Source organism: Chromatium okenii (genome assembly GCF_016583745.1).
In the GTDB taxonomy this organism is placed as follows: domain Bacteria; phylum Pseudomonadota; class Gammaproteobacteria; order Chromatiales; family Chromatiaceae; genus Chromatium; species Chromatium okenii.
This window is the reverse complement of record NZ_NRRQ01000043.1, coordinates 1-18,179: the sequence shown is the minus strand read 5'-3', so window position 1 is coordinate 18,179 and position 18,179 is coordinate 1. Positions and strand designations below refer to the sequence as shown.

General features: G+C 50.0%; 18 protein-coding genes, 1 pseudogene and 1 CRISPR repeat array. Of the genes and pseudogenes, 9 read left to right on the top strand and 10 right to left on the bottom strand.

What is annotated here, in order from left to right; genetic code table 11:
- Positions 1 to 214: 214 nt before the first annotated feature.
- From CKO12_RS12665 to CKO12_RS12635, 7 genes are all read left to right on the top strand, one after another.
- A complete protein-coding gene (locus CKO12_RS12665) occupies positions 215 to 439 on the top strand; it encodes a hypothetical protein (RefSeq protein ID WP_200155096.1) in 225 nt (74 codons plus the stop codon).
- Positions 436 to 927: a MerR family transcriptional regulator gene (locus CKO12_RS12660; protein WP_200155095.1), complete on the top strand. Its 492-nt coding sequence runs from the start codon at positions 436 to 438 to the stop codon at positions 925 to 927. The genes CKO12_RS12665 and CKO12_RS12660 overlap by 4 nt, the downstream gene beginning before the upstream one ends.
- A gap of 77 nt (positions 928 to 1,004) precedes the next feature.
- Positions 1,005 to 1,928: a plasmid replication initiator TrfA gene (trfA, locus tag CKO12_RS12655; protein ID WP_242466330.1), complete on the top strand. Its 924-nt coding sequence runs from the start codon at positions 1,005 to 1,007 to the stop codon at positions 1,926 to 1,928.
- Positions 1,929 to 3,157: 1,229 nt separating this feature from the next.
- On the top strand, positions 3,158 to 3,403 hold the full coding sequence (locus CKO12_RS12650; RefSeq protein WP_200155094.1) for a hypothetical protein: 246 nt from the start codon (positions 3,158 to 3,160) through the stop codon (positions 3,401 to 3,403).
- Positions 3,390 to 3,926 (top strand): DNA/RNA non-specific endonuclease, encoded by a 537-nt coding sequence (locus CKO12_RS12645; RefSeq protein WP_200155093.1) that lies wholly within the window; start codon positions 3,390 to 3,392, stop codon positions 3,924 to 3,926. Before CKO12_RS12650 ends, CKO12_RS12645 begins: the two co-directional genes overlap by 14 nt.
- A 65-nt stretch (positions 3,927 to 3,991) precedes the next feature.
- Complete coding sequence (locus tag CKO12_RS12640; RefSeq protein WP_200155092.1) at positions 3,992 to 4,681, top strand: DUF3223 domain-containing protein; 690 nt, start codon at positions 3,992 to 3,994, stop codon at positions 4,679 to 4,681.
- Between the two features lie 33 nt (positions 4,682 to 4,714).
- The gene (locus CKO12_RS12635) at positions 4,715 to 5,419 is read left to right on the top strand and encodes a nuclease-related domain-containing protein (RefSeq protein WP_200155091.1); all 705 of its coding nucleotides are present in this window, start codon (positions 4,715 to 4,717) and stop codon (positions 5,417 to 5,419) included.
- Positions 5,420 to 5,681: 262 nt separating this feature from the next.
- Here the strand turns inward: CKO12_RS12635 and CKO12_RS12630 are convergent, their stop codons facing one another.
- The 9 genes from CKO12_RS12630 to cas3 all read right to left on the bottom strand — a co-directional run bounded on the left by CKO12_RS12630 (position 5,682) and on the right by cas3 (position 15,980).
- Positions 5,682 to 6,371, bottom strand: a complete 690-nt coding sequence (locus CKO12_RS12630; RefSeq protein ID WP_200155090.1) for a ProQ/FINO family protein — start codon at positions 6,369 to 6,371, stop codon at positions 5,682 to 5,684.
- On the bottom strand, positions 6,368 to 6,694 hold the full coding sequence (locus CKO12_RS12625; RefSeq protein WP_200155089.1) for a type II toxin-antitoxin system PemK/MazF family toxin: 327 nt from the start codon (positions 6,692 to 6,694) through the stop codon (positions 6,368 to 6,370). Before CKO12_RS12625 ends, CKO12_RS12630 begins: the two co-directional genes overlap by 4 nt.
- Positions 6,681 to 6,899 carry an addiction module antitoxin gene (locus tag CKO12_RS12620; protein ID WP_200155088.1) on the bottom strand — a complete coding sequence of 73 codons (219 nt, stop codon included), beginning with the start codon at positions 6,897 to 6,899 and terminating at the stop codon, positions 6,681 to 6,683. Before CKO12_RS12620 ends, CKO12_RS12625 begins: the two co-directional genes overlap by 14 nt.
- A 67-nt stretch (positions 6,900 to 6,966) precedes the next feature.
- A CRISPR array of direct repeats spans positions 6,967 to 8,341; the repeat unit is 29 nt; unit sequence GGGGCTATCCCCGCGAGTGCGGGGGAAAC.
- Between the two features lie 14 nt (positions 8,342 to 8,355).
- Positions 8,356 to 9,108, bottom strand: a complete 753-nt coding sequence (gene cas6e / locus CKO12_RS12615; protein WP_200155087.1) for a type I-E CRISPR-associated protein Cas6/Cse3/CasE — start codon at positions 9,106 to 9,108, stop codon at positions 8,356 to 8,358.
- On the bottom strand, positions 9,105 to 9,821 hold the full coding sequence (gene cas5e, locus CKO12_RS12610; protein ID WP_200155086.1) for a type I-E CRISPR-associated protein Cas5/CasD: 717 nt from the start codon (positions 9,819 to 9,821) through the stop codon (positions 9,105 to 9,107). The genes cas6e and cas5e overlap by 4 nt, the downstream gene beginning before the upstream one ends.
- A gap of 1 nt (position 9,822) precedes the next feature.
- Entirely contained in the window at positions 9,823 to 11,019 is a 1,197-nt protein-coding gene (cas7e, locus tag CKO12_RS12605) for a type I-E CRISPR-associated protein Cas7/Cse4/CasC (protein WP_200155085.1), read from the bottom strand.
- Positions 11,020 to 11,043: 24 nt separating this feature from the next.
- Positions 11,044 to 11,616, bottom strand: a complete 573-nt coding sequence (gene casB / locus CKO12_RS12600) for a type I-E CRISPR-associated protein Cse2/CasB (RefSeq protein WP_200155084.1) — start codon at positions 11,614 to 11,616, stop codon at positions 11,044 to 11,046.
- 168 nt (positions 11,617 to 11,784) lie between these two features.
- Positions 11,785 to 13,347, bottom strand: coding sequence for a type I-E CRISPR-associated protein Cse1/CasA (gene casA, locus CKO12_RS12595; protein ID WP_200155083.1), 1,563 nt, complete (start codon positions 13,345 to 13,347; stop codon positions 11,785 to 11,787).
- Positions 13,348 to 13,364: 17 nt separating this feature from the next.
- On the bottom strand, positions 13,365 to 15,980 hold the full coding sequence (cas3, locus tag CKO12_RS12590; RefSeq protein ID WP_200155082.1) for a CRISPR-associated helicase Cas3': 2,616 nt from the start codon (positions 15,978 to 15,980) through the stop codon (positions 13,365 to 13,367).
- 121 nt (positions 15,981 to 16,101) lie between these two features.
- Here cas3 and dnaB point away from each other — a divergent pair.
- Positions 16,102 to 17,476, top strand: a pseudogene (dnaB, locus tag CKO12_RS12585) (replicative DNA helicase).
- Positions 17,477 to 17,492: 16 nt separating this feature from the next.
- Here dnaB and CKO12_RS12580 read toward each other — a convergent pair.
- Positions 17,493 to 17,894, bottom strand: coding sequence for a hypothetical protein (locus CKO12_RS12580; protein WP_200155081.1), 402 nt, complete (start codon positions 17,892 to 17,894; stop codon positions 17,493 to 17,495).
- A 182-nt stretch (positions 17,895 to 18,076) separates the two neighbouring features.
- Between CKO12_RS12580 and CKO12_RS12575 the strand changes: the two genes are divergently transcribed.
- Positions 18,077 to 18,179 (top strand): nucleotide-binding protein (locus CKO12_RS12575; protein ID WP_274599928.1); only part of this gene is annotated, 103 nt, incomplete at its 3' end.

The window sequence follows — 18,179 nt, the reverse complement described above, 5'->3', positions numbered from 1 at the left end:
TTATTGGAACCTTTGAAGAACTGAAGACAATCAAAGCGTATTTAGAGATCACATTTCGGTGGTGAACATTGAACAAACCTGCCACACAACCCCGGTCAGCCGGGGTTTTTTGTGTCTGAACCAACGGCAGTGAGGTGTCATTTTATTGCCAGATAACGTCACGCTGACGTAATCTGTTGGAATATGCCCATTATTCCACTCAGGAAACGTCGTTATGCCCCGTGATGTGATGCTGCACATTGATGAACGTCTGGATGCAGACGCCCAACATCGCTTGATCGTCCTACTCGCTGAACGGTTCGGCATCACCACCGACATTCACAACTCCACCAAACCGCACCTGCTGTTTTTCTCCACTCACCCAGATCACGCTCCGCCGCATCTCATCATTGAGGCAGTCCGCGAGCTGGGTTATCACGCACAACTGGTTGATTTATGAAGATTAGTGAGATTGCACAACGCTTGAATACTTCTGTCCGCACCCTGCGCTTTTATGAGGAACAGGGATTAGTTCATCCACGTCGCAAACCCAGTGGAACCCGTGTCTATTCTGCTGCGAATGAAGGACGGTTTGCCGCTTTTTTAGGTCTGGCACGACTGGGTTTTTCATTAAATTCATTGGCGGAATTAGCCGGAATACGCAGAGCAAGTGCCACTGGTGATGAAGCCAGTCGCAAAGTGGCAAAACGTTTAACTGAAATAGAGAATGAACTCGCTGAACGTGCCCGTGCGATTAAATATCAACGTGCTGATATTAAAAAGGCTTTGGTACTGGTAACACAATGTCACAACTGCCAGCAACGCCCAATCCGCAGTGTGTGTGCGCAGTGTCCTGTGAGTGCCGAATTAGAAGACATCGGGGTTCTCCAACTGGTGTGGGATGAGGAAATGCCGTGCTTGTGTGACAAATGTAATCAACCACTTTAATAAACGTTATTGCATCCGCTTACTCATTTGCTTGTGTGAGCACCGAATAACCAATAACCGGGATTGAGGAAAACGTGATGCAAGACGAGGAAAAGAAAGAGAAAAGTCATGTGTCCATGATGGAAAAAGTCACACGGATGCGAGCTACAACGGCTGAACGGACACGATTGAAGCGTGAGGAGGAAGATGCGAAAGCAATCGCTCAGGGTAAAGCATTGCAAACCACCGCCAAGATTATCCAACTCCCAGTCTGGCCAGATTGTTCTCGTGGTGTGCCGAATGGTGTTCTGCGATCAGCACTATTCGGGGCAATTAAACGGGGGCCGCGTAAATTCATTAACCGTGAGTTTATGAACACCCTTGAGGGCTATGAAATCCGTTATACCGGCGCTCGCCTTGACCAATCCGATCTTGATGTCTGGGAAACGTTGCTAGATTTATCCAAACAGGCATCGGAAAATCAAAACCATGTCTACACCAGTGAACGTGCTTTGTTGCAAAAAATGGGTCGCGCTTATGGCAAAAGCGGACGGGAATGGCTGAAAAGTGCAACAGCGCGATTATCCGCAACCAATGTCGAATTCAATCACACAAATTCCAACTATGGCGGTTCTTTGGTGGACGAATTCTACCGTGACGATGACACAGGTCGTTATGTCATTGTTCTGAATCCGAAGTTACAAGCCATGTTTGCCCGTGATGATTGGACGCAGATCAATTGGGAACAACGTCAACGGCTGAAGGGACAACCACTCGCCCAATGGCTGCACGGGTTTTATTCAACTCACGCCGAGCCGTATCCCGTCAAGGTCAAAACCCTGCATCGACTGTCGGGAAGCGAGAACATGGAGATTTGCAGCTTTCGACAGAAACTCCGTGAAAACCTGAAGGAATTGGATGCAGTGACTGGCTGGGTGTCGTCGATTGACAAAGCCGACAACGTACACGTCAAGAAAACACCAACGCCGAGCCAAACACGACATCTGAACAAGAAAAAGTAACCTGTAAACAAACGCTTACTCAAACAACGCGGTGCGGTTGGTTCTGTGAAATCAACTGCATCGCGTTGTTTTGTCTGAGCCGGGGCATAGCAGATAGGTTACAGGACATAGCACCCGTGCTTTTGTGACTGCATTTCGAGCCAAAAATCCAGATATAACAACAAACTTCACTTAGAAAAAAGCAACCGGGGCATAGCACCCACGCTGCCGGGGCATAGCAGATAGGTTTCCGGGGCATAGCAGATAGGTTTCCGGGGCATAGCAGATACGCCGCCATCCAAAAAAACGCTTGCAAGCTGTTGATTTTGAACCGTTTGCTGCACTGCACAAAAAAGCCCTAATCTTTCTTTAATCATCTCTTAACCGTTGCAAGCATCGAGGCCCCGTCAGCACACCTCGCGCCCGCAAGCGCCTACGCGCACGTTGAACGCAAGCCCGACCGCCATCAAACCACGCTCACCAAGAGCAAAAACAGTTACGATTCAACCAGTTAGTCATCACCAGCCTCAACCGCACAGACAACGCCGTTCAGAACTAACTCACTGAAAAACATGACAATTCTCCGCACTGGCTAGATCAAACCCGCACAGACAACCGCACAGACAACACGAAGCACCGCATCACTGCCAAACATCGCCATGAGATGCGCTGTAACGCTCACCACGCCATTTGTGAATCACTGTGGTTAATTGCCTACCAACAAGCGCATCATCGTGTCCTGAGTGCATACAGCGCATTTCATGGCTATCCACCCAGAACCAGTGCAGAACACGTCATCCAAACTGCCGAACACTGACCAGATCACCGAGATCAAGCTAATTTCGTCTCAAACGCCCTCAGAGCGATTCCAGCATCACGGGAATACAATCCCAGCACCCTCAGCACAGCGCAGGCACCAAGAGCGTTACAGCGCATCTCAGGGCATATCTGGCATACCGACTGCGACTCAACTCACGCTCACGCCAAACTAACGATCTCGTCCATGATCTGAACTGAATAAACGATTGAATCAAAAAAGATTGAACGAACAAATAAAAGTTGAATCAAAAACAGTTGAATGAATAAATAACCATTTGAATTAAAAGATCGCGCTTCAAAAAAAAGATCGCGCAACTAAATTGTTTATTGAGAATGCCAGAGATTTAATTAACTCTCAGCTTTACACTTGCTTGAAAATTAAGAACACGCTACATTAAAAACAAATCATCATTTATCTATCAAGGTAGCTAATGAATAAACCGCACTGGATTTGGATAGCATTGCTATGGTCAACTACAGCTTGGAGTTGGAAAGAGGAACAAGTGATTGAATACATCACCGCTTATCATCCAATTCTTCGTGCCCAGCGAGTGGTGACTTCTGAATTCACCCCACCCAATAGCATTGGCGCACGGTTGCAGGAATACACCGCCCTTTATGGAAGAAGAGCTGGAGATGGTGGTACAAATTATTTGAGTGGTGATGACAAACCCTAGTTTGGCGAATATGATCCCGCAAGCGCCCAACCTGAATCGCGGCATCTGGGCGAAAAGTATTGAGTCCGCCACCCGCAAGTATGTGATGCGTACCAGCGGCGATGTTTTCGTGTTCACAGGGTCATTTTTTGAGAAACCCGTCTCAACCATCGGTGCAAGTCGGGTTTGGGTGCCGAGTCATGTTTACAAACTGGTGTATGACGCTGACAAAAACCAAGCGTGGGCGCATTGGGTTGAAAACAAAGATGATGCCAAGATGACCAAACCCATCAGTTATGAGGAATTGGTGAAGCGAGTCGGAATTGAGTTCTTAGTGGGAATCAAGCCGAGTTTGGGCGCAGCGGAGACAATTCCTAGTGTGTTGACTGTGCCGGTCGCAGATGCGTCTGCTGCGTGTGGAGGTAAACGGACGTGTAAGCAGATGAGCGATTGTGCGGAGGCGCGGCACTATTTGGTTGATTGCGGGGTGAAGTCACTGGACGGCGATGGTGATGGGATGCCGTGTGAGAGTTTGTGTCGGTGATTGAGCGGTTGAAACACCTGATCCAAATCATTCAGTAACTAATTCAGTGATGCAATGGAGGAAAAATGTCCTATCAAATTGGTGAAACAGAATTTCGTACTAAGTCGGAAATTACCGATAAATGCAGTTCAATTTTATCTGACACTCCAGATGGCACTCACATATCAGTAGATCAATGTGAATTCCTGTTTGAATTATTTAAATTCCATGACGAATGGGATGTCAAAACGGCTGGAGAAGTCGTTGGTATCTCTACACAAACCACAGAGCAGCATGGAACACGATGTTTTGTGTTGGTCAAAAAGGATGGATCGACCATTGACATTAGTTTTCATCATTCTATAAAGCTGATTCCAACGAATAGAAAAAAGCACCCGCAGTATTTGCTAGATTATAAAGCAGCGGCAAGGACTGCTATAAACTATCAAGTACGTTATTTTCGAGATCAATCGCTTTTACAAGGTCTGGTTTGTCCTTATACCGGCGTGAATTTAAGCAGAGAGAATTGTGCTGTAGATCATATTCCACCCAACACGTTTGACAGACTTCTTTTTGACTTTAGCGTCTTGAATAAAGTCAAACCAGCAACTGTTGATGTTGGATCAAAGAATGGTGTGGTAACTGAGTTTATTGATAAACAACTTGAATCGGATTGGCAGATTTACCACCAAGCACACGCGACATTAAGGACAATATCTAGGATCAGTAATTTGCAGCTTCCAAAGCTAATGGTTCCTTGGGAGATTTTGATGTGAAGTTTTGCATCTAAAATCATTTGGTTTAATCCCATGTTCTCATCCATCCCCATCCACCTCGCCCTCTGGCTCATCCCCGCCGTCTTTGCCCTCACCGGCTTCGCTGTGCTGTATCACCGCATTCTCGTCCCCCGTCATCGCGGTAGAGTGGGCGAGATCGCCGTTGACCGTGCATTGCGGCGCTTATTCACTGAGGTCAAGCGTGATCTGATTGTGCCGGACGGACGCGGTGGCTTGACGCAACTGGATCATCTCGCCCTGACACCAGCGGGCTTGCTGGTGGTGGAAACCAAGAACTATCGCGGTCTGATCTTGGGTAAAGAACAGGACGCCAAGTGGACGCAGGTCTTGAGATCAACCCGTCACCAGTTCCAGAATCCACTGCGCCAGAACTATCTCCATATCCAAGCGATTAAGGCACTCTGTCCCGATGTCCCGATCATTGGGCGGGTGGTGTTTGCCGGACAAGCGCGGTTTCCCAAAGGTATGCCGCAAGGCTTGTCACAGCTTGCTCAGTTGTCTCAAGACTTTGCGGAGTTACAGCGTGGGAGTGTCTCGGAACCGGTGCGGCAGGCATGGCAAACGGTGCTCAGTCAGGTGCGGACTGATGCTGCGGCTCGCAAGGAACATCTAAGCGGGTTACGGGCGCGACATGGCGGCGGACAAGCGGGACGGATTACTGCGGGATTATTCGGAATGGCAGTGGTGACGGCGGTTGGGGTGTGGTATTGGGGTTAGTGAATTACAGAAAAAGCACAAGAAACCATACAGTGGGTTTTGAAAGGATTATTTATTGCTGGATTAGGAAAAATCATTTTCAATCTACCCATATTCAATGAATGAGGGCATGAACTGCTCATGCCCAACCGATCTCGTTATGACTCACTCATCTGAATCATACTGCTGGCTGTAACCCGAATTCCCAGACCGTTGCCTGTTTTCGTAGGGCGTTTGATCGTTGTATGTCCGTGATCTTGTGCCCGACTGAATTCCCAACGGGTTATGAATTATCCACCGCTGTCACCTTCGCCTTCTTCTCGAACACCTGCACCGCCGCATCCTCCAACATCACAATCGTTCCATCATTGCTATTGACCTGAGCACCGAGCTTGCCGGTCATCGACGCCACCCATTGCGGCCATTCCGCTTGGGCTTTCTCCAGTTTCTTCCACGCTTTGGGTTTCAAGGTCGTTACCACCAGCGCGGTCTCGGTCTGAACCCCGATCTTCATCCCCGCTTTCACCACCACTGGCGTGGGCAATTCCGTCAATTTCACTGTCAATTCAAGATGACCAGACACGATGTTCTCCGGGTTTAAGGGTGCATCAAGGGGCAGAACGGGTGTGGGTTCTGATGGTAGTTTAGGTTCTGATGGTGGTTTGGGTTTCGATGACTTGATCGAGTGACGCTGTGCCAGTTTGTCTTGAGCATCCGCTGCGTGAAACGCGGTCACTTCACCAGCGGGTTGTCCCTGTAAATCAATCCGCATGACTCCGGTTTGCAGCGCCTTGAGATAACGCGGGCGGTGGCAATAGGCAGTCATCACGCACCTCACCGCTTTGGGATCGTGACCGGCGGCGAGTAAATCTTTATAGATGCCGATCTTTAACGGACGTGGGTTGCTGGGATCAAAGCAGTCGGGATAGAGCGCGACGAGATCAATCTGAGGGGCGGGAGTGGCTTCAGTCATTTCGGCAGTCCTAAATGCACCAGAATTGCCTGCTCAACGGCTTGCAAGTCTGGTTTTGATAATTCACCCAGTCGTGTTTTCAAGCGCATCTTGTCTGCTGCCATGATTTGATCTGCCATTGCTTTGCTCTGCTGTCCATTCACCGTCACCACTGCCTCACCGGGATAACAGCGTTCGCTCTGACTGGTGAGCGGAATCACCACGACCCGTGCCAGATGACGATTGGCGGCGTTATTACTGATGATGACAGCGGGGCGGGTTTTACGAATCTCACTGCCGACTGACGGATCGAACTCAACCCACCAGACTTCACCGCGTTTCATTCGCCATATCCTTTGCCAAAGCGTTACACCATTCCAGTGCTTCAGCTTCGCGCTCACTGTCAGCCGCCATATCCCGATACCCATCATCCAGATTGGAATCCAGAACATGCGGGCGGACTAAATCCTCAATGAACTGGCTGATCCGCCGTTTGCCGACTGTCCGATACAACCCTTCATAGACGGCTTCATCAAGCGTGATGGTCATCCGACGATGCACAGATTACTCCTAAAGCGTTATGCGTATAACGTACTGTAGTGCATTTTTAACCGGCGGGGCTATCCCCGCGAGTGCGGGGGAAACACGAGACTGCACTGAGTGCCGCGCTCAAGGCGGGGGCTATCCCCGCGAGTGCGGGGGAAACGCTCGCCGAGAATAGAGCAGCCCAGAAAGTGGGGGGCTATCCCCGCGAGTGCGGGGGAAACGGCGTAACGTTATAAAGTTGTGACGGCGTAACGGGGCTATCCCCGCGAGTGCGGGGGAAACTGCGTTATTACCATCAAACCCGCCAACTTCTCGGGGCTATCCCCGCGAGTGCGGGGGAAACAAAGCGTCCATATCCCGATTCAACAGCGCATCGGGGCTATCCCCGCGAGTGCGGGGGAAACCAATGGGAATACCGCACCGCGACCGGCGATCTGGGGCTATCCCCGCGAGTGCGGGGGAAACGTGGTGCGTGATTTGAATGAAACTCCGAAGCCGGGGCTATCCCCGCGAGTGCGGGGGAAACTTATTAGCCGCGTCAGATCACGGCATTACTTTGGGGCTATCCCCGCGAGTGCGGGGGAAACTTTATCACCAGATTCTGAGCATTTATTTCTACTGGGCTATCCCCGCGAGTGCGGGGGAAACTTCGCATGAGTGCGTCCGTAGTGATTCCGGTAGGGGCTATCCCCGCGAGTGCGGGGGAAACTGCCAGACGTTGAGCCAGACGTGGTGCCAGACGGGGCTATCCCCGCGAGTGCGGGGGAAACCAGCTTTCATCTGCTGCCGGTTCAGTGACCTCGGGGCTATCCCCGCGAGTGCGGGGGAAACAACAGCATGAGCTGGTGGCGATGGAGTCTAGCGGGGCTATCCCCGCGAGTGCGGGGGAAACTGGTATGCGCAAAGAATGCGCGTGTAAGTATCGGGGCTATCCCCGCGAGTGCGGGGGAAACGATCAAGTCGTGATGGCGGACAAGACCTACACGGGGCTATCCCCGCGAGTGCGGGGGAAACGATCATCTAAAACATCTATAGCCATGAAGACTGGGGCTATCCCCGCGAGTGCGGGGGAAACTTCTTCAAACGAGCGTGCCCGCCCTTGTTCCTGGGGCTATCCCCGCGAGTGCGGGGGAAACTCTAATCCACAGCCGTGCTTGAGTGCTTCAATGGGGCTATCCCCGCGAGTGCGGGGGAAACCATTGCCCGCCCGGTGGTAAATGCTGACTGTAAGGGCTATCCCCGTGAGTGCGGGGGAAACATTGATCGCGCATTGGGGGTTGAACACCTTATCGGGGCTATCCCCGCGAGTGCGGGGGAAACTTCACATCATCTAGTTACCACTAAACTTCACTGGGGCTATCCCCGCGAGTGCGGGGGAAACTGCTGAACACGTCAATCTTAACGATCTTGCTACGGGGGGCTATCCCCGCGAGTGCGGGGGAAAATAACTCTTAGATTTTCAAAGAACTGAACTATCTGGTCTCACTAACAACATCCCAAATCCAAAGGCGCGATGTCGACCGATTCCGCGCTTCAGCAGTCGGCAAAAAGCATCGCTGTCGCCGATCTTTAAGTGCCCTTTAAGAATGACATCTGGTCCCATAACAGTACGCGCTTTGCGTAGACCAGTATCGTCAGACTGAGCGCGGCGGATCACTCGACTTAGACGGAAAGCATCCATACCAGCTTCCAGTATCTCTGCTGATCCTTCAGCGACTAAGTGGTGGCATAGCCACTCAACGTAGGTGGCGTCGCGGAAATCGGCAACCGCATTTTCTGTCTCATTTTCTGTGGCGCGTTTGGGAGCTGAATCACTTTCGACACGATGCAGAAATACATCACGTTCCCGCCCGTCCTTAGTCCGCACTATTGGACGCACCCGAACCTCGAAAGCCAAGGTCTGACCACGCCGCCAAGTGGTGGGAAATGCTTTGAACAATAAACCACTCAATCCCAATGCGCGATCAATGTCGGGTAGTGCGATTAAAGCTTTCTCGCGCAAGGCATCAGGTGATTGATCTGTATAAGCTAATAATCCTTGCCGAGCGCCCAGATAGCGAAAGGGCTTGGGGGCTTGCTCACCAAACGCCGCCATCAGCAAAGCATGAAGAGCGTATCCCTCATCACCATCGGGAGAAAGTAAACGATGACGAGTCGCCCAAATGGTCAGAGCTTCGAGATTAGGTACACAATGCAGTAAGTGAAAGCTCACGCTGGTGTCTCCTCGGCTCGCAGTCGTCCTTCACGCACGGATCGCCATCCGCCATGTATGCCGCTTCTCCAGTGACGTTCATCGCAGATGTCTGACACGCGATCACCTAGCAATATTCCCTCTCCATCAGGCCATTGCAGTCGAATCCCTTCCCGCACGGAATTGGGCAAAGGCACTGACTGGAGAACTTCCAAAATATTGATGCCTTCCTGCCAACCCGCAAATAATCGCTGACTCGGTAGACAAGGCTTGCGTCCGATAAAAATTGGTCGGGCAGGATGATCCAGCGCGATTGCCAAGTCATCTAGCGTCGGTGGATCGGCGGCTGGATTGAGTCGCAGAGCGACCAGCATGGATAAATCAGCGTAATAATCACGGAAGCGCCGATGAGGACTGTCGTAGGTACCTGCTCCACCAGCCCGACCTTCAGGTGAGCCAGAAGTTGTCCATCCGTTATCATCTTTTGCCAGTTGAGCGTTTTGGTTGTCTTGAAACTTCCTTCCTTGCCGTTCAATCCGCGCACCTATCACCAGACGTTCCTGTAAACGATCATGTTGATCTGTGTCCTCACGCCGCCAGCCCAAAGCATTAGCGAACAGTCCTGTTATCATTGATAGCGCCGGGAAATCGCGGATGATGCCAAAGTGATCGATGGTTTCTCCACCAAAAGCCATCAGCGGTGCTTCTAATCGCAGCAACAAATGGCGGGGCATGTCAGCAGGTCCCTTGCATGACGGACTGCGCCGCCCACTGCGCCAAATCGTTCAAGTTGAGGCGTTCAGCATGAGGAATATCCACTGCATCTAAACTCATCACGCGACGGGTTGAGGGTGAACCGTAAGCCGCATCCATCTTGGTAAGTTCATTACTCAAACACACCACAGCACGTTCACGGATTGACCGGTCATCTTTCACCGACAATGGCAGCGCATCGTGAAAAGCTCCTGCGAGACTACGCGGCTGCCAATCACTTGCTTCGACCAGCATGAACTTTGCCCAATCAAAGGGTGCGGTTGAACCACGTTTTGCACCAGGGCTGACAGTTGCTATTAAGTGCAATAGATGTTCAACAACCCTACCGGCTAAAGTGCGCTTGTCCGGTGGAGTGCTTTCTGCGAAGCAGTCTTTAGCTTCAATGCCTTCTAAGTTCTCAACTAATTGGCGAACGTCGATGACTACATAGCCGTAATACAACCCAGAGGTTAATTCAGTATCAAAGATACCAGCCGAACCAAGTTCACCGGCTTCTTGGAGCAGGTCATCAACCACAGTGAAATAATCGTTTTCAACTTGAGCAGCATGAACTGTGAACGCATGAGCAACATAAATTGCCGCGTCTCGACTAGCGAGCACATCGGAAGTGACCATCCGACCAAACAGACTGCTTTCTAATCCACAGCCGTGTTTGAGTGCTTCAAGGTGTTTTTTCTCATCCTTGAGCATTTTCAGTACGGCGCTTTTGAGTGTTGCCTCAGTGGTATTGGTTTGTGCTAAGTCGATACAACGACTGACTAAATAATCAATTTCAGACTTGCCCATTAACACTGCTTGTCCAGTCTTGAGCGCATCAGCGCCCTTGATCTCCTTCCCAGCTTTATCGACCAAGCCACCATTGCGTAAAGCCTCTACTGCCGCTTGTGCTAAAACTTCAGCGACGCCGCCTTCTACAATCCGCTTGTAAATCAACTCCAGCGTTACCCGTGAACGTACTGCCATTGGAACCGATAGTTCCGATAATGCAAAACGATCCTGAGCGATACGCCAATGGCGTTTTAAGCATTGCGAGGAAATCCGCGTTCGAACTGCATTTCCTAAAGGAAGGCGCTTGGCAAGTCCTGCATCATCACGGTTGATTAGCGCAGCAGGGTAGGTGTGCAGCGTGTGAATCTGAATAAAACGAGGTTGGGTCATCGTGGTGGTTCCTTGTAATGTGATTTAAGCCGCCGATTTATCGGCTTTGGCAAGTGCAGAGAAATAGCGTCCAGCAATTTTCATACGAATAGCTTCGGCTTTTGTTTCATCGCGGCTTTCGTGGATGATCAAGCCACCGAATTCGTGCCAGTTCGGAGCGACTTCTTTGGATGCAAGCAGGCGTAGCAGTCGTGGTAGGAGTTGGCGAAAGGCGTCACCACGAGAGGTTAAGAGCTTCGTTACGCGAGATTCTGAAACATTCGCTTTTTGGAGTTGCTCACCTAAAAAACCGTTGGCATGACCTGCTAACGCTATACCGTGAGCGATCAAAGCCCAGCGCCGCCAAGTTTCAGGTTGCCAAGTTTCAGGTTCGAGACCGGCATGGATGAGGGCACGCGCTAGGGCTGCGACTTGATGTGGGCGTAGCTCTCCATCTGGGTCTAAACGGAAGAGCGCCACACGTTCGCCATTACTCAAGTTAGAGAGACCACCATCGAGCCGAGCCTGTCCAATCACTTGGGCGAGTTTGCCAATAGATGAATTTTCTCGGGAACTAACATCATCAATGCAGGCGGAAACGCCTTCAGTGTTCAACATCCGTTATCTCCGGGCTATCCCCGCGAGCGCGGGGGAAATTTTAGGTAATGGCGAACGTGCCGCACTATCTCGGGGGCTATCCCCGCGAGTGCGGGGGAAACGTTTTCTCGCTGTGTAATCCGCCATGCAACCGGGGGCTATCCCCGCAGGTACGGGGGAAACGCGTCATTATTGTTTAAGTTTTTTGTAATAATCCGCTAGACTTGGAAGCGTTTTATCACTGCGTAATCCGCCATGTAAACGGCTCAAAGCAGCCGTGCGGGCACGATACCGCTGTTCACCGTGGCATGGTCCTGATTCAAAGGCTGCGATCAGGATCGCTTCGGCGCGATCAGCCATATCCAAATGCCAAGCCAAGCGCACTTCATCAGGCTGATCCGATTCAATTTGTTCATTTAAACCGAGCGAGCCATCAAAAAAGCGGCGGTCTTCGTCGTATTCAAACGGGCGGGTAAAAAGATTTGCTTTATCTTTGGCGCTATCGCTGAACTTATCTTTAGATGCGCCGCCATCAAATAATGATGCCAACGCTGTCCATAACACCCCCCGTATTTTATTGATGTCAGAAACTCGTTCTTCAGCAATCTTTGCCAACACATCGGTATTCCTCTTGAGCATGAAGGATCGCGTTTTGGGAGAGATTGGAATCCGTCTTTCGTGATAGCCCTCGGTTTTGCCCTGACCGCGTGTGACACCCTGAGCCAACATTACAATTCCTTGAGTCCCATCTTGCGTCGTCAATGTTTGGGCAAGAGAGCCTTTATATTTCTGACCAAACAACAATTCAGCCGTTAGTTTGTAGTCAAAGCCCTTTGCTGTAATCGTTAATGCTTTGGCGGCGCTAATATCAATGGGCATCCACAGATCACCAGTGATCCCATTACGACTTTTAGCTTCGATACGCGAAACCTTGCTGCCGGTGCTAAAGGCGACGATTTCATGGTTGTGAACAGTGAGTCGAATCCGCCGACAAATCTCAATATAAAAAGGGTCAAGTGCACCGAATGAAAGACTGTCATTACCAGTCCAAGGCACAAGCCACACCAAACCAATTCCACGTTGTTCCTTCAATTCCATTGTGCTCACGATGTCAGCACGGCAGCTCATCAGACAACTCACGTCACGCGCCCAGCGTTTTCCCCAACCTCCTGGTGGAACCACACCAACTGCTGGACGGCTTGCAAAACCACCATTCATCCTAGAAATCCCGTAATTCCCAGCACCTAAAAACCCTTCTTGTGTTTGCAGGCTAATCAACGCCATTAACCAGTCTTCAGGGGCGCACTGCTTCATCTGGTTTGACTTGAGATCATGGTTTTTTGAGGTGACTAACATGTCCAATTTATCGGGGGTGGTGAGCCGATTCTTCCAATCCTGTAGCGTTTGTTCTGGTACAGGCGCTTGCATCAGTGCTGGGCGTTCAGGAGATGTGACCAAACACCAAGCTGCGCCATCAGAATCATCCGGTGTCAGTGCTAATAAGGCTGCTTTCCAGTTGGCTTCGTCAATGAATGGCGTTTGCGCCTTAGCCTGATGTAGCGCCATCGCTGCTAATTGCACCAAAAATGCGTGCCACGGATGGCGTTGATGCGGACGCAGTGCCGGAAAGTCGTGAATACGATCATCAGTTAAAGCCACAAAAAGCGCCGGTAGACTAAGGCAAGTGCGCTGCCCATCAGCCGAGCGAATGCTAATCAAGGGTTCATCGAGCAGTGAGTAATGTAGCGTCATAACAAACTCCGTAGTTTTTAGTTGTTGATTCTCTCCAGACCAATACGACTATAGCGGAAGCGGGCATTTCCCAAGTTAAAAAGAATCACTCCATCATGGTTTTCCACCGCAGAGGGTTGCGTATCCACATCAATTCCCTTCACAAGGAAATGCCGAACGGTGAGTTGTTTCAACGGCTGACCGAATGGTCCGATTGGCGCTGGGTTAAAGTTTAAGAGGCGATCCTTAATACCAAGACGGGTCGCAATATCAAGATCATCAGGAAATGCTTGAATTTCATCGAAGGACTTATTGAACTCCAAACGATGCAGGTAGGCAAGTGTGCGCTTGGCACCAGTTTGACCTTCAATCTTCTGACCAAGCTGCGCCCAATCTTCACCTAACAATTCCAATGCTTGCAATCGTTCAGGGTGTGTTGCTGATTCGACGAGAATACGATTGTCTTGAGGGATGGTAATTGTTGTGCGTTCAATAATGAGTCGGCGCGTCGCTTCAATTGTGCGTAGATCAGGATAAATACCCTCACCATCTCGAAATGGCCCCAGACCATGTTGGGCTGTTTTAAGCAGTGGTGAAAGATCGTGATTCAAAGGCGTTAAAATCAAAGCCTGTGGAGAACGGTAGGCTTCTGGTCGCTCTTCCGGTGGACGCAAATGGCGATGCAAGCGACCGATGCGTTGTAAAAGTACATCCATAGGACAGATGTCTGTAATGAGCACATCGGCATCTAAATCTAGGCTTTGTTCTAATGTTTGAGTTCCAATGACGATTAGTGATCCTATTTGACGATGTTTACCAAGTTGTGCTTGAACCGCTGCATCCAATAAAGGGCGATCTTCACGACTGAAACGACCATGATGTAAGGTTTGGACTCCAGCAATACTCAACAACCATTCTGGTTTGGGAATCTTCTGTTCTAAGGCGTGGAAAACAGCAAGTGCGGCTGGAACAGTATTGCGCACAATCAGTACCTTCGCGTTATGCGCTGCGGCTTCAATTGCCATTTGAGCAATTGAATCAGGATCATCAATAATATCTCGAACTGACCAAGTGACCGTCTTGGAACGTATTGTTGATACAATTTCACGCATAGCAGCATGATCGGAAAGCGCGGGATAAGGTGCTGTGCACGCTTCATTAAAACTTGACGGTGCGGATTTGACACCTTGACCAATCGCTAAGTAACGCGACCGCGCAGTTGAACCGAGTGTTGCTGAAAGCAGAAGCGCATGACCGCCACAACCGAGGTGTGCTTGTAATAGAGATTCTGATAAAGCAGTCATGTAAGGATCAGAAGCATGAACTTCGTCAATAATTAAAAAGCTGCGTGATAACAAAGTATGACGTAAATGCGCGTGACGAACTTGCAAAGTACTAAAGAGTGCTTGGTCGATGGTGCCAACGGCTATTGGTGCGGCGAGGAATCGTTTCGGTGATTCAGCCGCCCAACGGCGATGTGCTTCTTGATCTGTTGGTTCGTCTGCCCATAACACTTTGAAATCGGGTAATGCCTGCGGTTGTTGACCATCAGCAGCGGAATAACCCGGTAAAGCACGCACTGTTAGCGGTGCATTCATCGGCCAAAGTAGGGTAATCACTTTTAGTATTCGTGCGTAGATTTGAGTTGCGGAAACGCGGGTTGGTAATGCGAAATAAAGACTATCAACTTCACCCCGCTGAAATAAGTGGATAAAACGCCACAATGCTGCTTCTGTCTTGCCGCTTCCCGTTTCAGATTCCAAAACCACCAGTGAACCTAGTTCAAGTTCTGTCATCGCAGTTTGAATTAGATAAGGCTGATGACCGTCAAAAAGTGATGCAAAATCAGGTGGGAGTTTTTTCAGTTGAATCTGCCAAGACGCAGCATCTAATCCAAGCGCAATGACTGCTCGATTGGCATAATTAGGCGCTTCTTGGACACGATTTCCATATCCATTAGACATTGGAAAAAATGCAGTATCTGAGCCAAGCCAATCAGCCAATTGCACCAGTCCAGCAAATAGATGACCGAAAGCCGGAGCATCTGGTAATGGATCACCATCTAATGAAAAAGCATCTGGATATATTTCGATAACACGTTGTCCGATTTCGCGCAAAACGACCGCTGGATCGTAAAGCATTTGCGCATCTGTAGCGATGACGGGTTTCCAGATCGCACGGCTCCAATCTCCAGGATTCTCAATGATTGGACGACCATGATGGCTAATACTTGCTTTTAGTAACGCCTCAATGCTTTCGCCCCAAGTGCATAGTGCATCAATGGGGAGTAGTGCCAACAGCGTCTGAAGAAAGGTTTCCTCGGCAAAGAGTTTGAGTGCTTCAAGACCATGCCCGGCATAATTCGGCCAACCTCTAGGTACTTGATTTTTAGACCACCGTTTTGCTTGAAAGCCACTGTTTGCTTTGCCGAGATCGTGTAAAAAAACTAATACTGTTAAACGTGCGAAATCTTGTGCTTTAAGTTGACGCTGTGCTGTGCGAGTCATTGCCCGTTGAATAGAGTGGCATTGGCATAATCGCTGGAAACAAGCGGCAACATCAATAAGATGGTCAATTAGTGAATGCCAAGCGATGATATTACCTGCTTGATCACGTTCAAGTTTTCCAAAAGCGCAATGACTGTTAATTTTCATATGTATTCAGCACATTTATATTAAAACAATTGGTTACTAACTGTTATCAAGGCTATCATTGCAACGGTCGTCTGACATTAACAGCGAACTACCGTGGTCAACCTCACCTGAGCAAATTCCCATCGACACCGACGACATCCGCACTCCGCCGCACAATCTCCACGCCGAGCAATCAGTACTCGGCGGGCTGCTGCTTGATAACAACACTTGGGAACGGGTCGCCGAGATCGTGGGCGAAAGCGATTTCTACCGCCATGAACACCGTGATCTTCAACGCAATCACCGCCCTTGCTGCTAATAACACGCCATTTGATCTGGTGATCTTGGCAGATACCCTGACCCGCAAAGGACGTTTAGAGGCAGTGGGCGGCAAGGCATATCTCATCACCCTAATTCGAGACACGCCCAGCACTGCCAACATCCACGTTTATGCCGGCATCGTGCGCAAGCATTCCATGCTTCGCCAGATGATTACGACCGGCACTGCGATCATCGACAACGCCTATTCCCCAAAGGGGCGCGATGTCTCGGAACTGCTGGATAACGCCGAGCGCAATATCTTTGCCATTGCCGAACGCGAGGCACGCGTTGGCGGCGGCTTTCAACCCATTCGGGTGCTCTTACAGGAAGCCGTAGACGAGATTGATGCGCTGTTTCAGTCCGACAATCACATCACGGGATTACCGACGGGATTTAAGGAACTTGATGAAATGACATCAGGACTGCAACCGGCGGATTTCATTATCGTGGCGGGGCGTCCATCAATGGGAAAGACCGCACTGGCAATGAACATTGCTGAATATGTGGCAATGACTGTCAAGCGTTCAGTGGCGATCTTCAGTATGGAAATGCCGGGCAAATCTTTGACTAAACGGATGCTGTCGTCATTAGGTCGCATTGATCAGCAGAAGGTACGCACCGGTCAATTGAATGATGCAGAGTGGTCATTAGTGACTGCGGCAACGATGAGACTGTCCACCGCTGAGTTATTCATTGATGACACGCCCGCACTCTCACCGTTGGAATTGAGAACCCGCGCCCGCCGCTTAAAACGAGAATGGAATGATCTCGGTTTAATCGTGATTGATTATCTGCAATTGATGGAGGCATCCACTCACGAGAACCGCAATAATGAAGTTGCGGAAATCTCCCGTGCTCTCAAAGCCCTCGCAAAAGAATTGCATGTGCCCGTCCTTGCCATTTCACAATTGAATCGTAGTTTGGAGCAACGCCAGAACAAGCGTCCAGTGATGTCTGATTTACGCGAATCAGGCGCATTAGAACAAGACGCGGATTTGATCCTGTTTGTCTACCGCGATGAGGTTTACAACCCAGAGAGCAAAGACGTTGGGACTGCCGAGATCATCATTGCCAAACAGCGCAATGGCCCAATTGGAACGGTACGCCTCACCTTTCTCGGCAAATACACCAAGTTTGAGAACTTCATTCCCAATGAGGTCGAACCACCAGATGTGGTGCCTCCATTACCGGACTGATACTAGATATTGTGGTTTATCGGATCGTCACCGTTAATTGATAACTGGCATTGCCGCGAGTGCCACCCACTGCAATCAGATACCGCCCGGAGCTGGGCAATACACCCGTCCATGCCACTGCATCATCACCCTCACCCGCATTGGGCAAGGTTTCACCGGCAATTGAACCATCAGCTTGAAGCCGATACTTGGGCGCATAGAGATTAAAGACCGCATTGTCTTCAATCGCATAGATCGCAACGGTCATGGTTTGCCCTTGTTTAGCGATGATTGAATAGCGATCCCGTTCACCGCGCACCACACTTGCTGACACCGTGCGGGATGACTGTCCTGTCGGGAATTGAATCGCGGTCACGCCATCAGCCAACACCGTGACACTGAAGAATAGAGCGATGATCGGAATGCGGCTGATGTTCATGGTAGTGGCACAGTGAGATGACGGAATTGATCGGTTCAGTGCTGACAAATTTTCAATTCTCCCGCAAAAAATCGGTTATTAGTGTCGGCTAATTTCCGCAAAGCACCACCAGCACCCACCCACGCAACCAAGGATCAATTTAAGTTAAATTAGCGTCACATTTCAGCCCACGAGACGCAACCATGATCCTTCTCCTCGGCGGTGAGAAAAGCGGCACCGGCAAGAGCACCATTGCCGTTAATCTCAGCGTCTGGTTAGCCAATGCCGGGATTGACGTATTATTGA